Genomic DNA, 17802 nt, shown 5'->3' on the forward strand with positions numbered 1-17802 from the left:
CGGCCGGCGGATGAAGTCCGGGGCGCATCAATTTTACGCTCGCCCGGACGGCCGCGGCCCGCCGCTACCGCCAGTCGGGGGCGCCGAGCGTGATCGTCCACTGGCTCGGCCCCTTCGCCGACAGCACCGTGCGGGCGTTCTTCCCGTCCGGGTCGGCGACGACCAGCCGCGACTCCGTTTCGGTGCGGGCGCGCTCGTCCGGTGTACCCGGGTGGACCTGCCGCCAGGTGTACGCGATCCGCTTCCCGTCTGGGGACCAGCAGTAGCCGTGCAGGTCGCCGCCGGGCGGCACCCCCGTAACCGGTGTCACCCGGCCCGTTGCGGTGTCGATCAGCACCAGGTACTCCTCATCCACATCGACCCGGTTAGCGCCGGCCTTGAAGACCGGGCGCTGCCCGAGCATCCGCGTCCCGTCCGGCGACGGCATCCCGCCGGCGACGACGGCCGTCGCGTCGGTCACCGCCCTGGCCTCGGTGCCGTCCCGGTTCATGACGTAGACGCGGGCCGTCGGGTCGGCGGGGGTGCCGCCGAGCCGCGTCGTGGAGAACCGGCCGTCGGCCAGCCACCCGGTGACGATGTGGTCGGCCGGCAGCTTCACGGCCGACGCCTTCCCGGTCTTCGCGTCCACGACGCGGTGCTCGAAGTTCGGGCCGCCCTTCCCGCCCGGCCGGTCGTTCGCCCGCGCGACGACGAGTTCGGTCCCGTCGGCCGACCAGTACGCCGACTCGCCGTCGACGTTCAGGTCGGCCGGCTCCCCCTTCCCGCTGGCGGGGAAGACGAACAGCGACCGCCGTGAGACCGCATCCCCCTGGGCCGCGCCGACCGAGCGGACGACCGCCACCCGCGTCCCGTCCGGCGACAGCTTGGCGTCGTAGGCGTACCCGGCCTCGGGGTCGAACGCGGCGACCGGCGTCAGGTTCTTGCCGTCCGGATCGACCATCACGAGAGCGCGGTCCTTGCTGAGCAGGATGCGGTTCGGCCCCTTCGCTACCGGCGCGACCTTCGACGCGGCCGGCTGCGCCGCGGCGACGCGCGCCGGCGGGGCGGGCTGTGGCGCGGTGGCAGACGGCGCGGCGAGCAGGCCGGCGGCGACGGCGGCGGACGCGACCGCGGCGAGGGCCAGCGGCACGAGCTTGAGCTTGTGAAGGAACATGGCGCGAAGGACTCCGTGCGAGAGGGCCGCGACCGCGGCCGGGGCGTGCTCCGGAGTCAGCGCCGCCGCCACCGCCCGCGCCGGCAGGTCGGCCGGGACCGCGGCCGCAGCCGCGCCCCCGAGCGCGACCGCCAGCCCGCCGGCGCCGGGCGCCACGCCGCGGGCGGTCAGCCGCGCGGCGAGTCGCTTCCGCGCCGCGGCGAGGCGGCTGTACACCGTCCCCACCGGCACCCCGAGCGCCGCCGCCACCTCCACCTGCGACTCGTCGCGGAGGTCGCACCGGACCAGCAGCGCCCGGTCCTTCTCGGACAGCGCCGCCAGTTCGGCGTCGATCACGGCGGCCAGGTCGGGCTCGGGGCCGACGGCACTACCGGCGCTGTCGGTAAGGTGGGACGACGGCGCTTCGCGAGCGGAGCGGCGGGCGGCCATCGTGCGGGCCTCGCGGGCGGTGCGGACCGCCACCCCGTACAGCCAGCCGCCGACGGCCTCGCGCGGCACCACCGCCGCGGCCCGTCGCGCCAGCACGACGAAGACGGCCTGGAAGGCGTCCTCGGCGTCCTGGTGGTGGCCGGTGGCGCGGCGGCAGACGGCGAACACCATCGGCCCGAACCGCTCGACGAGCGCCGCGAACGCCTCCCCGTCGCGGGCGGCGACGAAGGCGGCGAGCAGGGCGCCGTCCGGGCGCGGGTCGGCGGGGGCGACGGCCCGGCGGGCGCGGGCGACGGCGGCGGACAGCCCGGGTGGGGGCATCGGTCAAACTCCGGTCGGCCGGCACCACGCCGGCCTGCCTGTATTGGGTCGCCGGCGGCCGACCCTTCGGTCGGAGCGGGTGGAATTTCCACCACCGGCCCGACTGCGGGGTGCAGTGCTTTCCCCGCAAGGGTTTACGTCACTTCCCGGCGGGCGGCATCGCTTCAACGATCTTTTGTGTCATCGACTCAATGCGTGCCTCGACCCCCCGGGGGGGTCGGCGACACACAATGAACCCGGCCCGAACGACGGCCGGCGGCGAAAAGTGTATGCGCCACCGCTCCGGCAGGCACATGATGGGTGAGCCGACCTCCGGGCCGCTGCCATGACCCCCACTCACAAGCCGGCGACAGTGCTGAACTGCCTCCGGGCCGTCGCCGACGGTCCGGCCGACGCGGCGCTGCTGACCCGGTTCAGCCACGACCGCGACGAGGCGGCGTTCGAACTGCTGGTGTGGCGGCACGCGGGGATGGTGCTGGCCGTGTGCCGCGCCGTCCTCCGCGACCACCACGCTGCCGAGGACGCCTGTCAGGCCACGTTCCTGGCCCTCGCCCGGCAGGCGCACGCCGTCGGCGGCCGCGGCACCGCCGCCGGCTGGCTCTACCGCGTCGCCCGCCGCACCGCCGTCCGCGCTGCCCGTCGCCGCGGCGTTCGTGCGGTTGATGCCGTGCTCGACCACCTGCCGGCGCCCGCGGCCGGGGGCGAGCCCGACGCCGACGCCGTGGCCGCGCTGCACGACGAACTCGATCGGCTGCCCGAGAAGTACCGCACGCCGGTGCTGCTGTGCTTCCTCGAAGGACTGACTTACGCCGACGCCGCCCGCCGGCTCGGCTGGCCGGTCGGCACCGTGGCCGGCCGGGTGGCGCGGGCGAAGGACCGGCTGCGGGCGCGGCTCACGGGCCGCGGCGTCGCCGTGCCGGCGGCGGGGGCAGTCGCACTGGTGGGGGCGGTGAACGTGGTGCGGCCGGCGTTCGCGGCGGCCACGACACAGGCGGCGGCGACGTTCGCGGCGGGGGGCGTGCCCGCGGTGTCCGGCCCGGTACTCGAACTGGCGAAGGGAGCGGTAAGAACCATGATCGTGTCGAAACTCCAGTGGGCGGCCGCGGCGCTGGTGGCCGTGACGGCCCTGGCCGCGGGCGGCGTGTGGGCCGGCGGCCAGCCGCCCGGCGCGGGCGGGTCGGCGGGCGCGCCCCCGGCGGCGGCGGCGCAGCCGGTCGCGCCACCGCCGGCGGCCGATCGAACGGCGACTGCCTCGCAGAGGCGGCGGAGCCTGAACAACCTGAAGCAGATTCTGCTGGCGGTCCACAACTACGAGTCGACTTACGGCCACCTGCCTTCCGACATCCGCGACCCGTCCGGGAAGGCGCTGCTGAGCTGGCGGGTGGCCCTGCTGCCGTACCTGGAGCAGGACAACCTGTACCGGCAGTTCAAGCTGACCGAGCCGTGGGACAGCGAGCACAACCTGAAGCTGCTGGACAAGATGCCGCCGTCGTACCGCGTCGGCTTCGAGCCCGCGGGTGCGACGCACACCTTCTACCAGGCGTTCGCCGGGCCGGGCACGCCGTTCGGCCCCCAGCGCCCGGGCGACCCGCCCGGTGCCGGTGGCGGTGCCAGCGGCCCGTCAGCGGGCCTGCAGCCGCCGGCGGGTACGGGCGTCGGCCCGCGCGGGTCGCGGCCGCTGCGGATGGCCGACGTGACGGACGGCACGTCGAACACGTTCGGGGTGGTGGAGGTGGGGCCGGCGGTGGCGTGGACGAAGCCGACTGACGTGGCGTACAGCCGGAAGGGACCGCTGCCGAAGTTGGCGTGGCCGTTCACGAACGGGTTCCACGTGGGGATGATGGACGGCGCGGCCTTCGCCGTGCGGCCGGGCCTGAGCGAAGCCGACCTGCGGAAGCTGATCGAGATCGACGACGGCCAGCCGTCGCCGGACCTGCGTAAGCTCCGCCCGGCGACGCCGGCCGACACGCCCGAGGAGCGGGCGATGCTGCGTGACCAGGTGGCGCGGAACCGCACGAAGCTGGTCGAGGTCGAACGGCTGATGAAGGAGCACGTCGAGCTGCTGGGCGTGGAACTGGGCAAGGCGGCCGACAGCGGCACGGCCGAGGAGCACGGCGCCGGCCTCGACCACATCATCGACGAGCTGCGGCAGCGGAACCGGTCGCTGCGTGGCCAGAAGGGCGAGCCGCCGCCCCCGCCACCCGGCCCGGCGCCGAAGCGGTAGCGGGCGGGGGCCGGGTCACTGCTTCCACTGCCCCGCCACCGTGACCGCGAACCCGAGCGACGCCTTCGTCGCGCCGGCCGCCACGGCCCGGCGCGTCGTCGCCACCCACACGCCGTCGCCCTTGCCCACCACCTTCGGGCCGGCGGCCTTGTCGAAGTTCGGGAACAAGAGCAGCACGGCCGGGTGCTTCCCCTCGTTGACCGTGCTGCTCAGTTCGATCAAGTCCTTCACTTCCATCGGCTCCGCCGATCGATCCTTCCCGGCCGGGCTGAGGAGGCAGAAGTCCGGGTGCGGGGCGGTGCCGGTGTGGTCGCCGATGTCCGGCTGCACCGCGAACCGCAGCGTGTACACGCCCGCCGCCAGTTCCTGCTTCCGGAAGTCGGTGAACGCCGTCGGGAACTCGATCGCCCCGACCAGCGCCCCTTCGGGGATTTCGCGGTACGTGATGCCGTTCTTGAGCTGCTCCGGCGTGGCCTTCACCGGGATCACGTCGCGGAACCAGACGCGCATCACGACGGCGTCACCGGAACGCACGACGAGCGCGTCCTTGCTCAGGAGGGTGCGCACCGGTTCGGCGAGCGCCGCGGGCGGGTCGAGCGCTTCGGTCTTGGCGGCGAACGGCTCGTCCGGCCGGGCGAGGGCCGCGGCGGGAAGCAGCAACAGGGCGGCGGCCAGGAGTCGCATGATCGGTCCTTTCGTCCCGGGTGTCACAGCAGCCCCGTCGTCTCGTCGTACCCGAACAGGCGGTTGAAGTTCTGGACCGCGACGCCGCTCGCCCCGCGGACGAGGTTGTCCTCCGCGGCGAGGACGACGACCTTGCCACCCCGAACGACCTTCGCACACACGTCGAGGTAGTTCGTGAAGGCGCAATCCTTCGTCGCCGGGACGGTGGTGCGGACGCGGACGAACGGCTGTCCGCGGTAGTAGTCGCGGTAGAGTTCCAGCAGCTCGGCGTCGGTGACGGCGCGGGTGGGCGTGGCATACATGGTGCTGAAGATGCCGCGGTCCATCGGCACGAGGTGCGGCGTGAAGACGACTTCGACGCGCTCGCCGGCCACGTCGGTGAGTACCTGTTCGATCTCGGGCGTGTGCCGGTGCGTGCCGACGGCATAGGCCGCGAAGTTCTCGTTGCACTCGGGGAAGTGGAAGCTCAGCTTCGGCGTCCGCCCGCCGCCGCTGACGCCGCTCTTGCTGTCGACGATGATGCCGGTGAGTTCGACGAGGCGGTGCGCCACCAGCGGCGCGAGGCCGAGGATGGCCGTCTGCGGGTAGCAGCCGGGGTTGGCGACGAGCGTCGCGCCGGGGATGCGGTCGCCGTAGAGTTCCGGGAGCCCGTACACGGCGTGGGCGAGGTTGGCGGCGTCGTGGTGCGGCTCCTTGTACCACTGCTGGTAGACGGCGGGGTCCTTCAGGCGGTAGTCGGCGCTGAGGTCGATGACCTTGATGCCGCGGGCGAGCAGCGGCGGGATGCTCTCCATGCTGGTGCCGTGCGGCAGGCAGCCGAACGCGACCTGAACGCCCTTCGCCTTCAGCGCGTCGGCGTCGAACGGCTCGCAGCGCAGGTCGAGCCGGCCGAACAGCGACGGGTGCAGGTCGGCGACGTGCTCGGCCTGCCGCGACGTGACCGCGGCGATGCGAACGCCGGGGTGGCGCAGCAGGATTTTCAGCAGTTCGACGGCCGTGTACCCCGACCCGCCGAGGACGGCGACCGGGACGCGCTCGTGAGACATCGGAACCTTCTCGCCTGGACCCGTGGCCGACCCGGGGCGGTGCCCCGGGCTATCCTATCCCACCCCTTCGGGGTGAAGAGGCCGGTTTGGTCCGGTGGGACCGGCGTCCCGCCGGTCTGTGCCCCCGACCGACGGGACGCCGGTCCCACCGGACCAAGGTTCCTGGTTTTCAGGCCAACGGCCTGGGATAGCATAGCCCGGGGCAACGCCCCGGGAGCATGACATGACCCCCGACGGCCCCCGCACCATCACCGCCGCCGCCGAGCTGATCCGCAGGGGCGACCTCACGCCGTCGGAGCTGCTGGAGCAGTGCCTGGCGCGGATCGACCGCTACGAGCCGCGCGTGAAGGCGTGGGTGGTCGTGGACCGCGACGGCGCCCGCGAGCAGGCCGAGCGCCTGACCACGGAGCTGAAGGCCGGCACGAACCGCGGCCCGCTGCACGGCATCCCGGTGGGCATCAAAGACATCATCGACGTGTTCGACCTGCCGACGGGCTGCGGGTCGAAGCTGTGGGCGAACAGCGTCGCCCGGCAGGACGCGACGTGCGTGTCGCGGCTGCGGCAGGCGGGGGCGGTGATCGTCGGCAAGACGGTGACGACGGCGTTCGCCTTCCTCGACCCGCCGCCGACGCGCAACCCGTGGAACCTGGAGCGGACGCCGGGCGGCAGTTCGAGCGGCTCGGCGGCGGCGGTGGCGTGCGGCATGTGCCTGGGCGCGCTGGGCACCCAGACCGGCGGCTCGCTGACGCGCCCGGCGAGCTTCTGCGGCGTGTACAGCCTCAAGCCGACGTGGAGCCGGGTGAGCGTGAACGGCGTGCTGCCGTTCTCAACGACCCTCGACCACGTCGGGGTGATGGCGAATTGCGTGCGCGACCTGGCGATCCTGATCGAGCCGATCGCGGGCCACGACCCCGACGACAGCTCCGCCTCCTGGCGCCCGGTCTCGGACTGCGTCAGCCGCATCGACGAATCGCTCAAGCGGACGGCGGAGCAGAGCCGCGACGACTGGCTCCCGCGGCCCGGCTACGTACACACGGCGTCGTTCTTCGCCGAAACCGTCGCGCCCGAAGTCGCCGAGTTCATGGACCGCATCGACCGCGATCTGAAGTCACTCGCCCACTCGGACGCCGTCGTCCGCCGGTCCGTCCTCCCGGCGGGCTTCGCCGACATCCACCGCCACCACCGCACCATCATGGCCGTCGAGGCCGCAGAGGTTCACGGCCGGCGTCTCGCTCGGCACCCGGACGACTACCCGCCGCGCATCCGCGAGCTGATCGAGGAGGGGCAGCGGGTGCCGGCGACCGAGTTCCGCGCCGCCCGGTTGGCCCGCGACCGACTGGACGAGGACATGACCAGCTTCCACCAGCTCGAACCCCTCCTGACGCCGGCGACGGTCAGCGCCGCCCCGGCCGCGGACACGACCGGCAGCCCGTGGTGCAACGTCCCGTGGAGCTTCCTGGGTGTGCCGACCGTCTCCCTCCCGCTCGGCTGGTCGGCCGACGGGCTCCCGCTGGCGGTTCAGCTGGTCGGGGCGCAGTGGGCGGAAGACAGCCTGCTCACCCGCGCGGCACTCGTCGAGCACGTGTTCCGACTGGACGGGGCGTTCGAGCCCCGGCCGCTTCCGCTAGACTGACCGCATGTCCTTCGCCGACGCGCTCGACATCCTGCTCGAAGACAACCACGTCGTCGCGGTCAACAAGCCGGCGGGGTGGCCGACCACGCACTTCGACGGCACCGACGAGACCATCGACCGCGTCGTGAAGGCGTACCTGAAGGAGAAGTACCAGAAGCCGGGAAACGTGTTCCTCGGCGTCGTACACCGGCTCGACAAGCCGGTGTCGGGGGCGCTGCTGTTCGCCCGCACCAGCAAGGCCGCGGCCCGCCTCAGCGAGCAGTTCCGCGAAGGCGCCGTCGAGAAGACCTACTGGGCCGTCGTGGCCGGCGACCGGCTGCCGGACGCGGGATCGTTCGAGGATTATCTGCGGAAGGACGACGAAGCGGCGCGGGTGGAGGTGGTTCCGGCCGGCACGCCGGGGGCGCAGCTGGCGCGGCTGCTGTACACCGTCCGCGCCCGGCACGGCGGGCTGGCGCTCGTTGAACTGCGGCCGCACACCGGCCGCAAGCACCAGCTTCGGGTACAGCTGGCGAGCCGCGGGTCGCCGATCTACGGCGACGCGAAGTACGGCGGCCGCGGCAACCTCGGCCCGGCGATCGGGCTGCACGCGCGGGCGCTGACGTTCCTCCACCCGACGAGCAAGGCGCCGACGACGGTGACGGCCGAGGTGCCGCCGCCGTGGCGCGGCCGGTTCGCGCATCTGCTGGCGGGCGGTTAGCGCCGCGCGCCGAGCGGCAACGGCGGGGCGCGGCGGCTTCCCACCCTCCCCCCTCTGAGGGGGAGGGTCGCCGCGCAGCGGCGGGGTGGGGGGCACCACGTAGGATGTGAACCGGGGGCGTGGCTCCCTGCGACTCATCGCAGGTGGTGCCCCCCACCCCGCGGCGAAGCGCCGCGACCCTCCCCCTCAGAGGGGGGAGGGTGTGGCTGGTTCGCCCATCCCCGTAGCGCCACCACACGACGAGCCCCGATGACCCCCGACGAGAAACTCGCCGCGATCCTGGCGGCGGTGCAGGTCGATCCCGGCGGCCGCGGCCTGGCCCGCGACCCGATCGACAACCTGTTCACCGCCACCGCCGGCGACTTCCAGGCCGCGTGCCGTAGCATCGCCGAACACCGGTGCCCCGTGGTGGCGATCACGACCGGGTTCTTCATCCCGTCCGCCATGCCGCCAGCATTCGAGACCGACGGGCCGTTGGGCGCCGTCTTCCTCCAGCGCGCCTTGTACGGATGTGGCGTGACGCCGCTGCCGTACTGCGAAGGCGCGGTCGATGCCACGATGGCGCCCGCCCGCCTGGCGTTCGACCTTCCCATGACCGATGTCGGAGCGGAAGGGTGGACGCATTTGGTGGCGATTGAGCGAAGCGGCCCCGCGGCCGGCGGGCGGCATTACACCATGCGCGGGACCGACATCACCGAGCACTTCGACCCCGGGCTCACGCGCCAGTTCAAGGCACGCCGGCAGGGCGTCGTCACCATCGGCATCGGCGACGGGGGGAACGAGATCGGCATGGGGAAGGTGCCGCACGAGACGGTCGTGAAGAACATCCCCAACGGCGACCTCGTCCACTGCCGCGTGCCGACCGATCACCTCATCGTCGCCGGCGTCAGCAACTGGGGGGCGTACGCGCTCGCGGCCGGGGTGTACGTCCTGCGCGGGGTGAAGCCGCCGGCCGACCTGTTCGACCCGGACCGCGAGCGCGAAATCCTCGAAGTGATGGTCCGCGAGGGGCCGCTGGTGGACGGCGTGACCGGCAAGCCGACCGCGACCGTGGACGGGCTGACGTGGGACGAGTACGCCCGCCCGCTGGTCCGCATCCGCGAGATTCTGGAGGCGCCATGACGCTCCGCGACGCGACCGGGGCGGCCGTCCGCGCCGCCTGCCGGGCCGGCACCCTCACCGGCCCCACGCCCGGCCTCGCGGCCGGGTTCGTGCAGGCCAACCTCGTGCTGCTGCCGCGCGACTGGGCGTTCGATTTCCTGCTGTTCTGCCAGCGGAACCCGAAGCCGTGCCCGCTGCTGGACGTGACCGAGCCCGGCGACCCCGAGCCGCGCGGCGTCGCCGCCGGGGCCGACCTCCGCACCGACCTCCCGGCCTACCGCGTGTGGGAGAACGGCGAACTGGTCGAGGAACCCAACGACGTGCGGCGGCACTGGCGCGACGACCTCGTCGGGTTCGTCATCGGCTGTTCGTTCACCTTCGAGACGGCGCTGCAAGCGGCCGGGCTGCCGGTGCGGCACATCGAGGAGAACGTGAATGTGCCGATGTACCGCACCAACATACCGTGCCGGTCGGCGGGTCGGTTCTCGGGGCCGATGGTGGTGTCGATGCGGCCGCTGACGCCGGCGCAGGCGGTGCGCGCGACTCAGGTATGCGGCCGCTTCCCGCGGGCGCACGGCACGCCTGTCGGCTTCGGCGACCCCACGGCGCTGGGGATTCGGGATGTGGGCGTGCCCGACTACGGCGACGCGGTGACGGTCCGGGCCGGCGAGGTTCCGGTGTTCTGGGCGTGCGGCGTGACACCGCAGGCGGCGCTGCTGCAGAGCCGACCGCCGTTCGCTATCACGCACAAGCCAGGGCACATGTTCATGACGGACTGGCGGGATACCGATTTGGAAGGGGAATAGGGTTTCGCCGCTTGCGGCGTAGCGCCGCGGCGCTACGCCGCAAGCGGCGAAATCATCGGAGCAACCCCTCCACCACTTCCAGCGTCACCGCGTCGAGTGACGGCACCACCAGTTCCGCCCCCGCGTCCCGCAGCCGCTCCGGCGGGTGGTGCCCCACAAACGTCACCCCCACGCACGCCATCCCCGCCGCCTTCGCCGCCGCCACGCCCGACGGCGCGTCCTCGAACACCACGCACCGCGCCGGTTCCACGCCGAGCAACGCCGCCGCCTTCAGGAACACCTCGGGGTCCGGCTTGCCGCGCGTCACGTCGTCGCCGGAGACGACCGCGGTGAAGCGGCCCGCGGTGCCGGTGTGGCGCAGGATCAGGTCGAGGTTCGCGCGCGGGGCGCTGGAGCCGAGCCCTTGTAGCCAACCCGCCGCGGCCAAGCCTTCCACCAGCGCCCCGACGCCGGGCAGCAGAGTGACGCCGGCGCGGTCAGTGGCGTCGCGGTAGAGGCGCTCCTTCTCCTCGCCCCACTCGGCGCAGCGCGCATCATCCGCATCGTGGTCGAACAGCTGGCGGACGATTTCCGGGTTGCGCTTCCCGAACGTGGCGGCGAAGTCGGCGCGGGTGAACGCGAACCCGTGCGCCGCGGCGAACGCCTGCCACGCCGCGAAGTGAATCTCGGCGGTATCGACCAGGGTGCCGTCCACGTCCCAGATCGCGGCGCGGATCATAAATGCTCCTCGCTACAGGTTCCGCCCGGCGAGCCAGCCGGTGCTCCACGCGGACTGGAAGTTGTACCCGCCGATCCAGCCGTCGAGGTCGAGCACCTCGCCGGCCAGGTACAGGCCCGGTTGTCGCTTGCTCTGCATCGTCCGCGAATCGACCTCGCCGAGACTCACGCCGCCGGCCGTCACCTCGGCCTTCTCGAACCCGAGCGTGCCGCGAAGGGGGATGCGCAACCGCTTCACCGATGCGACGAGCGCCTGCCGGTCGGGCTTGCTCAGCGCCGCGGCCTTGCGCTCGGCCGGCATCCCGCACAGCGCCAGCAGCTGGTCGCACACCCGCCGCGGCAGCTTTTCGGCCAGCACGCCCGCGAGTTGCTTCTTGCCCGACGCCAGCGACTCGGCCCGCAGGTACTCGTCGAAGTGCGCCTCCGGCTCGGCCGGCAGCAGATCGACTTCGAGAACGAGCGACGCCGGCGAAGCGTGCCCGCTGACGGAGCGGCTCACGTCGAGCGGCGCGGGGCCGGTGAGGCCGAAGTGCGCGAACAGTGTCGATCCGCGGCGCGAGGTGAGCACCTTGCCGTTCTCGGTCACTTTCAGCGTCACGTCGGGGAGTGTGATGCCGCGGAGTTCGGCGACCCAGGCGGGCTGCACGGTCAGCGGCACAAGCGCCGGCCGCGTCGCGGTGACGGTGTGGCCGAACGCCGCCGCGAAGCCGTACCCGTCGCCGGTCGTGCCGCACCCGGGGTACGACTTCCCGCCGGTCGTGATGAGCACCTTCTCCGCGGTCAGCGTGCGAGTTGCCGTGACGATGCGGAAGCCACCCTCGGGCTGCGCCGCGATGCCGGTCACGGCCTCGCTGGTAGCGAGAGCAGCGCCCGAGCGGCGCAGCCGGGTCAGCAGCGCGTCCAGTACGTCGACGGCGCGGTCGCTGACGGGGAAGACCTTGCCCGTGTCCTCGACCTTCGTGGCGACGCCCTCGGCCTCGAACAGCGCGACCACCTCGCGCGGCCCGAGCGCGGCGAGCGCGGAATGCAGGAACTTGCCGTTGGGGCCGAACGCCTCGATGATGCCGCGGGCGTCGCAGTCGTGGGTGATGTTGCAGCGGGTGCCGCCGCTCATCAATATTTTCACGCCGGGCTTGCGCCCCTTCTCCAGCAGCAGGACGCGCCGCCCGCGCTCGGCGGCGTGCGCCGCGGCCACCAGCCCCGCCGCGCCGGCCCCGATCACGACCGCATCCCACTCCGCGCCCATGCTGCCCCCCCCGGTGAAAAGAGCATTCTAGCGGGCCGGTTGCCGCGGCCCCCGGGCGGCGGGTATCATCGCCCCCGCACCCGCAGACCCGAAAGGACCGCAATGACGCGACCTCTCCTCCTGGCCGCCCTCCTCCTGGGGCCGGCCGCGCCCGCCCTCGCGCAACAGCCCCGGCCCATCGCCGAGGGGATGAAAAACCCCGAGTCCGTCGTCGTGCTGCCAGACGGCAAGACGTTCGTCACCGAGATCGGCGAGTTCGGCAAGGACGGCGACGGCAAGGTCAGCCAGGTCGTGAACGGCAAGGTCACGCCGTTCGTGGGCGGGCTCGACGACCCGAAGGGGATCGCGTTCTTCGCCAAGTGGCTGTTCGTCACCGACAACACGCGCGTGCTGCGGATCGACGTGGCCAGCAAGAAGCTCGACATCTTCGCCCCCGCCAACGCCTTCCCGGTGCAGCCGCAGTTCCTCAACGACATCGTGGTCGATCCGGAGAGCGGCATGGTGTACGTCTCCGACTCCGGCGACCGCAAGGGCGGCGGCGGGGCCGTGTACCGGATCACCCCGCAGGGGCTCGTGAGTACCGTCGTCAACACCGACACCCTGAAGGGGCTCAACATCCCCAACGGCCTCGCGATGGACGGCGCGTCGAACCTCATCCTCGCCGACTTCGGCGCCGGCAACCTCTACCGCGTGAAGCTGAGCACCGGCGCCAGCGAGAAGATCGCCGACGGCATCGACGGGGCCGACGGCCTCGCCTGGGACTATTTCGGCCGCCTGTTCGTGAGCAGCTGGAAGGCCGGCACCGTTCACGTGATCCCGAAGCCGGGCGACGCGCCGGTGCTGCTGGCGAAGGGCTTCGACAGCGCGGCCGACGTCTGCATGAGCGCCGACCGCAAGGAGATTCTCGTGCCCGACATGAAGGCCGGAAAGCTGCTCGCACTGAAGGCCGAGGTGCCCGGCGCCCCGGTGGACGAGAGCCCGGCCCCGGCCGCGTTCCAGCCGGCGTTCCCCGACCTCAAGTTCACCGGCTGGGAGCCCGTCAGCGACACCGGCAAGGCGAACCAGCTCCGCCTCATCCTCCTCACCCACGCCGGCGACGGCTCCAACCGCCTGTTCGTGCCGACGCAGCAGGGCGTCATCCACGTCTTCCCGAACGACCCGGCGGCGGCCAAGCAGACGAAGGTGTTCCTCGACATCACCGACCGCGTGAAGTACGCCGACAACACGAACGAGGAGGGCTTCCTCGGCCTGGCCTTCCCGCCGAACTACAAGCAGAGCGGCGAGTTCTTCGTCTTCTACACGCCGAAGGGCGGGAAGATGCGGAACATCGTCTCGCGGTTCCGCGTGAGCAAGGACGACCCGAACCGCGCCGACCCGGCGTCGGAGGAAATCCTGCTGACGTTCGAGAAGCCGTTCTGGAACCACGACGGCGGCACCATCTGCTTCGGCCCGGACGGCATGCTGTACGTGTTCCACGGCGACGGCGGGGCCGGCAACGACCTGCACGACAACGCCCAGAACCTGAAGTCGGTCCTCGGCAAGATTCTTCGCATCGACATCACCAAGAAGGACGCCGGCCTCCCCTACGCCATCCCGGCCGACAACCCGTTCGTGGGCAAGGCCGACGCCCGCGGCGAGGTGTGGGCCTACGGCCTCCGCAACGTCTGGCGGATGGGCTTCGACCGCAAGACCGGCGAGCTGTGGGCCGCGGACGTGGGGCAGAACCTGTACGAGGAGATCAACATCATCAAGAAGGGCGGCAACTACGGCTGGAACCGCCGCGAGGCGTTCCACCCGTTCGGCGGCCGCGGCGTGGGGAACAACAAGGACATGATCGACCCGGTGTGGGAGTACCACCACGACATCGGCAAGTCGATCACCGGCGGCACGGTGTACCGCGGCACGAAGGCGCCGGAGTTGGACGGCCACTACCTGTACGCCGACTACGTGAGCGGCCGGGTGTGGGCGCTGAAGTACGACGGTGGCCGGGTGGTGGCGAACCGGCCGGTGAAGTGGACGGGGGCGCCGGTGTACTCGTTCGGCGAGGACGAGCGCGGCGAGCAGTACCTGCTGACCGCGACGACGAACGGCCGCGGCATCTTCGTGCTAAGCAAGTGACGGGCGAGCGGCCCGCGTGAGCGGGCTGTTGGCTCGGGTCTTGGAGTGCGGAGCACGACGGCGTGTCGCCCCGGGTGGAACCCGGGGCGGCCTGCGGCGAAGTCCGAGGGTGTCACGTACCACGGACCCCGCCCACGCCGCTCCAGGTTCCACCCGGGGCGACACGCCGTCTCCCTACCCGGCTCCAATCCACATACGGGGTTGCGCCCCCGGCGCCGGCTGCGGTTGGCGGTGCAAAGCGATGCGGGTACGATACCCCCATCACGGAGGCCCGCGAATGAAGATCATCCTGGCGAACCCGCGGGGGTTTTGCGCCGGCGTCAACATGGCGATCGAGAGCCTGGAGAAGGCGCTGGCGCTGTACGGAGCGCCGCTGTACGTCTACCACGAGATCGTCCACAACCGGCCGATCGTCGAGCAGTTCCGCGGCCGCGGCGTCGTGTTCGTGGACGACATCTCCGAGGTGCCCAACGGCGGCACCGTCCTGTACAGCGCCCACGGCGTCAGCCCGGCCATCCGCGACGCCTCGAAGGCGCGCAACCTCCGCGCCATCGACGCCACCTGCCCGCTGGTGACGAAGGTCCACATGGAGGCGATCAAGTTCGCCCGGGAGGGCTACACGATCGTGCTGATCGGCCACGAGGGGCACGACGAGGTGCTGGGGACGATGGGCGAGGCGCCGCACGCGATGGTGCTGGTCGAGGACGAGGCCGACGTGGCGGCGCTGACGCTTCCCGCTGACGCGAAGCTGGCCTTCCTGACGCAAACGACGCTGAGCGTGGACGAGGCCCGGGTGGTGATCGACGCGATCCGCAAGAAGTACCCGCAGGTGGTGGGGCCGAACAAGGACGACATCTGCTACGCGACGCAGAACCGGCAAGAAGCCGTGCGGACGCTGGTGCCGGAGGCGGACGTGGTGCTGGTACTGGGGAGCCGGAACAGCTCGAACAGCCAGCGGCTGGCCGAGATCGCCGCCGCGACCGGCCGCCGGGCGTACCTGGTGGACCGCGTGGGCGAGTTGCAAGACGACTGGTTCAACCCGTCGGACACGGTGCTGGTGACGGCGGGCGCGAGCGCCCCGGAGGAGCACGTGATGGCGTGCGTGGACCACCTGCGGGCGAAGTTCGGCGCCGAGGTGGAGTCGCGGGTGGTGCGCGAGGAGCACGTGAGCTTCCCGCTCCCGCGCGAACTGCGGGTGCTGGCGTGACCCCGGCGACCAGCCGGCTGACGCCGGCCGTTCGCCCAGATCGATGACCCCCGGGGCTTCCCGATGGCGATTGCGACGCTGAAGCTCGGTCCGGCCGACCACGGCCGCGAACTGGAGCTCGACGAGTACGAGGCCGCGGATTACGAGCCGGGGCACAAGTACGAGATTATCGACGGGAGGCTGTACGTGTCGCCCGAGGCCAACTTCGCCGAGCACATTCTCGAGCACTGGCTGCGCCGCAAGGTGGAGCGGTATGCCGACGACAACCCAGAGGTGTTGAACCACGTCGCCCAGAAGACGCGGGTGTTCGTCCACCGGCGGAAGAAGGCGACAGTGCCCGAGCCCGACCTGGCGGCGTACCAGGGGCTCGACCTGTCGCAAGACTTCCGCGACATCCACTGGCGCGACCTCGGCCCGGTGCTGGTCGCCGAGGTGCTGGTCGAGGGCGACGAGCACAAGGACCTGGAGCGGAACGTCGGCCTGTACTTCGACGTGCCGTCGGTCCGCGAGTACTGGGTGATCGACGGCCGCGACGACCCGAACCGGCCGTCGTTGATCCAGCACCGTCGGTACGGCGGCCGGTGGGTGGTGCGTACGCACCCGGCCGGCGCCACGTTCACGACCAAGCTCCTCCCCGGCTTCGCCCTCGTCCTCGACCCCCGGGCCTGACCGGACGTCCGCCATGACCGAAGCGGAATGGCTGATGGCGACCGACCCGATACCGTTGCTGGAGTTCCTGCGTGATCGGGCGAGTGACCGCAAACTGCGGCTCTTCGCACTCGCTTGCAGTAGGCGGGCGCTAAGCCACGGTCGGATCGCATGGACAGTTTCGGCGATCGAGGCGAATGAGCAGTACGCAGACGAGCAAGTGAGTACTGATTCCACCAATCGCGACTCCGATTTCGTCACCCTAGCCATCGAAACGGCACGTCAATTCGCAGACACCGAAGCCTGGAATACAGTGGTCAATGCAGCTAACCCCGATTATGCGGTGGAGATAGCCACCCAGAATGCCGCACGGGCTGCCGAGGGTGTGGCTCACTGTGATCTGGTTCGAGAGCTGTTTGGGAACCCGTTCCACTCGATCTCTCACGATCCCGCGTGGCGCACCGAAGCCGTCGTCGGCCTCGCGGCCGGCGTCTACGCCGACCGCGCCTTCGACCGCCTGCCGGTCCTCGCCGACGCGCTCGAGGACGCCGGCTGCGCCGACGCCGACATCCTGACCCACTGCCGCGGGCCGGGGCCGCACGTCCGCGGTTGTTGGGTCGTCGATCTCCTCCTCGGGAAGTCGTGATGAGCGAACCCCTCTCCCTCAACTACCTCCCCACCCTGCCCCGCCGCCGCGACTGGCGCATCGGCTGCGCCGGCGCCGGTTTCATCATGCGCGACTGCCACCTCGTCGCGTACGCCAACGCCGGGTTCAACCCCGTCGCCGTCGCGTCGCGAAAGGTCGAGACGGCCCGCGAGGTCGCGGCGGCGCGCGGCGTCCCCACTGTCCATGCCACCCTCGACGACCTGCTGCGCGACGACGGCGTCGAAATCCTCGACGTGGCCGTGCCGCCGGACGCCCAGCCGGACCTCATCCGCCGCGCCGTTGAGCTCGGCCGCGGTCGCCTCCGTGGCATCCTAACGCAGAAGCCGCTGGCGCTGTCCGTCCGCGACGCCCGCGACCTCGTCGAGTGCTGCGCCGCCGCGGGCATCGTGCTCGCGGTGAACCAGAACATGCGCTTCGACCAGAGCGTGCGTGCCGCGAAGGACGCGCTCGCCCGCGGTCTGATCGGCGAGCCGGTGCTGGCGACGATCGACATGCGGGCGGTGCCGCACTGGATGCCGTGGGCGGAGGGGCTGCCGAGCCTGTCCACGTTCGTGATGAGCATCCACCACCTCGACACGTTCCGCTACTGGCTCGGTACCCCCGACCGCGTCCTCGCCAGCACCCGCCCCGATCCGCGCACCCGCTTCCCCCACCGCGACGGCATCAACCTGACCATCCTCGAATACGACCACGGCCCGCGGGCGAGTGCCTGGGACGACGTGTGGGCCGGCCCGAAGGCCGCAGCCGACGACCACCCGCACGCGATTCGCTGGCGCGTCGAAGGCACCGCGGGGCTGATGCACGGCACGATCGGCTGGCCGCGCTACCCGGCGCGCGAGCCGAGCACGCTCGACCTGTGGAGCGAACTCGTTCCCGGCGGGTGGCACCGGCCGCGCTGGCCCGAGGTGTGGTTCCCCGACGCCTTCGTCGGCACGATGGCGCAGCTGCTCGTCGCGGTCGAGGACGGCACCGAGCCGGAGATCGGCGGCCGCGACAACGTCGAGACGATCGCGCTGTGCGAGGCCGTGTTCGCCGCCGCGACCGAACACCGCGTCGTGGAAATGATGAAGGGTGAAGGATGAAGGATGAATAAAACCACCGG

The 17802-nt window shown here is 71.8% G+C and carries 15 protein-coding genes; 10 read left to right on the forward strand and 5 right to left on the reverse strand.

Annotation, left to right across the window (positions count from 1 at the left end; genetic code table 11):
- Nucleotides 1–64: 64 nt before the first annotated feature.
- Complete coding sequence (locus ETAA1_RS24005) at nt 65–1903, reverse strand: sigma-70 family RNA polymerase sigma factor (protein ID WP_145243025.1); 1839 nt, start codon at nt 1901–1903, stop codon at nt 65–67.
- Between the two features lie 325 nt (nt 1904–2228).
- On the opposite strand from ETAA1_RS24005, the gene ETAA1_RS24010 reads away from it, so the two are divergent.
- The gene (locus ETAA1_RS24010; RefSeq protein WP_145243026.1) at nt 2229–4127 is read left to right on the forward strand and encodes a sigma-70 family RNA polymerase sigma factor; all 1899 of its coding nucleotides are present in this window, start codon (nt 2229–2231) and stop codon (nt 4125–4127) included.
- 15 nt (nt 4128–4142) lie between these two features.
- On the opposite strand, the gene ETAA1_RS24015 is transcribed toward ETAA1_RS24010, so the two are convergent.
- Nucleotides 4143–4811 carry a hypothetical protein gene (locus ETAA1_RS24015; RefSeq protein WP_145243027.1) on the reverse strand — a complete coding sequence of 223 codons (669 nt, stop codon included), beginning with the start codon at nt 4809–4811 and terminating at the stop codon, nt 4143–4145.
- Nucleotides 4812–4834: 23 nt separating this feature from the next.
- Entirely contained in the window at nt 4835–5857 is a 1023-nt protein-coding gene (gene argC, locus ETAA1_RS24020; RefSeq protein WP_145243028.1) for an N-acetyl-gamma-glutamyl-phosphate reductase, read from the reverse strand.
- A gap of 223 nt (nt 5858–6080) precedes the next feature.
- Between argC and ETAA1_RS24025 the strand changes: the two genes are divergently transcribed.
- The 4 genes from ETAA1_RS24025 (at nt 6081) to ETAA1_RS24040 (ending at nt 10097) form a co-directional block, all read left to right on the forward strand.
- Nucleotides 6081–7490, forward strand: coding sequence for an amidase (locus ETAA1_RS24025; protein ID WP_145243029.1), 1410 nt, complete (start codon nt 6081–6083; stop codon nt 7488–7490).
- A gap of 4 nt (nt 7491–7494) precedes the next feature.
- Complete coding sequence (locus ETAA1_RS24030; RefSeq protein ID WP_145243030.1) at nt 7495–8190, forward strand: RluA family pseudouridine synthase; 696 nt, start codon at nt 7495–7497, stop codon at nt 8188–8190.
- 249 nt (nt 8191–8439) lie between these two features.
- Nucleotides 8440–9312 (forward strand): glutamate cyclase domain-containing protein, encoded by an 873-nt coding sequence (locus ETAA1_RS24035; protein WP_145243031.1) that lies wholly within the window; start codon nt 8440–8442, stop codon nt 9310–9312.
- On the forward strand, nt 9309–10097 hold the full coding sequence (locus ETAA1_RS24040; RefSeq protein WP_145243032.1) for a putative hydro-lyase: 789 nt from the start codon (nt 9309–9311) through the stop codon (nt 10095–10097). The genes ETAA1_RS24035 and ETAA1_RS24040 overlap by 4 nt, the downstream gene beginning before the upstream one ends.
- Nucleotides 10098–10149: 52 nt before the next feature.
- Here ETAA1_RS24040 and ETAA1_RS24045 read toward each other — a convergent pair whose 3' ends face one another.
- Together ETAA1_RS24045 and ETAA1_RS24050 are read right to left on the reverse strand one after the other, a co-directional pair.
- Nucleotides 10150–10815, reverse strand: coding sequence for an HAD family hydrolase (locus tag ETAA1_RS24045; protein ID WP_145243033.1), 666 nt, complete (start codon nt 10813–10815; stop codon nt 10150–10152).
- Nucleotides 10816–10827: 12 nt separating this feature from the next.
- Nucleotides 10828–12060 carry a BaiN/RdsA family NAD(P)/FAD-dependent oxidoreductase gene (locus ETAA1_RS24050; RefSeq protein WP_145243034.1) on the reverse strand — a complete coding sequence of 411 codons (1233 nt, stop codon included), beginning with the start codon at nt 12058–12060 and terminating at the stop codon, nt 10828–10830.
- 102 nt (nt 12061–12162) lie between these two features.
- Between ETAA1_RS24050 and ETAA1_RS24055 the strand changes: the two genes are divergently transcribed.
- The 5 genes from ETAA1_RS24055 (at nt 12163) to ETAA1_RS24075 (ending at nt 17782) form a co-directional block, all read left to right on the forward strand.
- Nucleotides 12163–14178: a PQQ-dependent sugar dehydrogenase gene (locus tag ETAA1_RS24055; protein WP_145243035.1), complete on the forward strand. Its 2016-nt coding sequence runs from the start codon at nt 12163–12165 to the stop codon at nt 14176–14178.
- A gap of 277 nt (nt 14179–14455) precedes the next feature.
- Entirely contained in the window at nt 14456–15385 is a 930-nt protein-coding gene (gene ispH / locus ETAA1_RS24060; RefSeq protein WP_145243036.1) for a 4-hydroxy-3-methylbut-2-enyl diphosphate reductase, read from the forward strand.
- 63 nt (nt 15386–15448) lie between these two features.
- Nucleotides 15449–16054, forward strand: coding sequence for a Uma2 family endonuclease (locus tag ETAA1_RS24065; RefSeq protein ID WP_145243037.1), 606 nt, complete (start codon nt 15449–15451; stop codon nt 16052–16054).
- A 13-nt stretch (nt 16055–16067) separates the two neighbouring features.
- Entirely contained in the window at nt 16068–16679 is a 612-nt protein-coding gene (locus ETAA1_RS33070) for a hypothetical protein (protein ID WP_238389294.1), read from the forward strand.
- Nucleotides 16679–17782, forward strand: a complete 1104-nt coding sequence (locus tag ETAA1_RS24075; protein WP_145243038.1) for a Gfo/Idh/MocA family protein — start codon at nt 16679–16681, stop codon at nt 17780–17782. Before ETAA1_RS33070 ends, ETAA1_RS24075 begins: the two co-directional genes overlap by 1 nt.
- Nucleotides 17783–17802: the final 20 nt, after the last annotated feature.

Origin of the sequence: Urbifossiella limnaea, from assembly GCF_007747215.1 — a bacterium.
Classification (GTDB): domain Bacteria; phylum Planctomycetota; class Planctomycetia; order Gemmatales; family Gemmataceae; genus Urbifossiella; species Urbifossiella limnaea.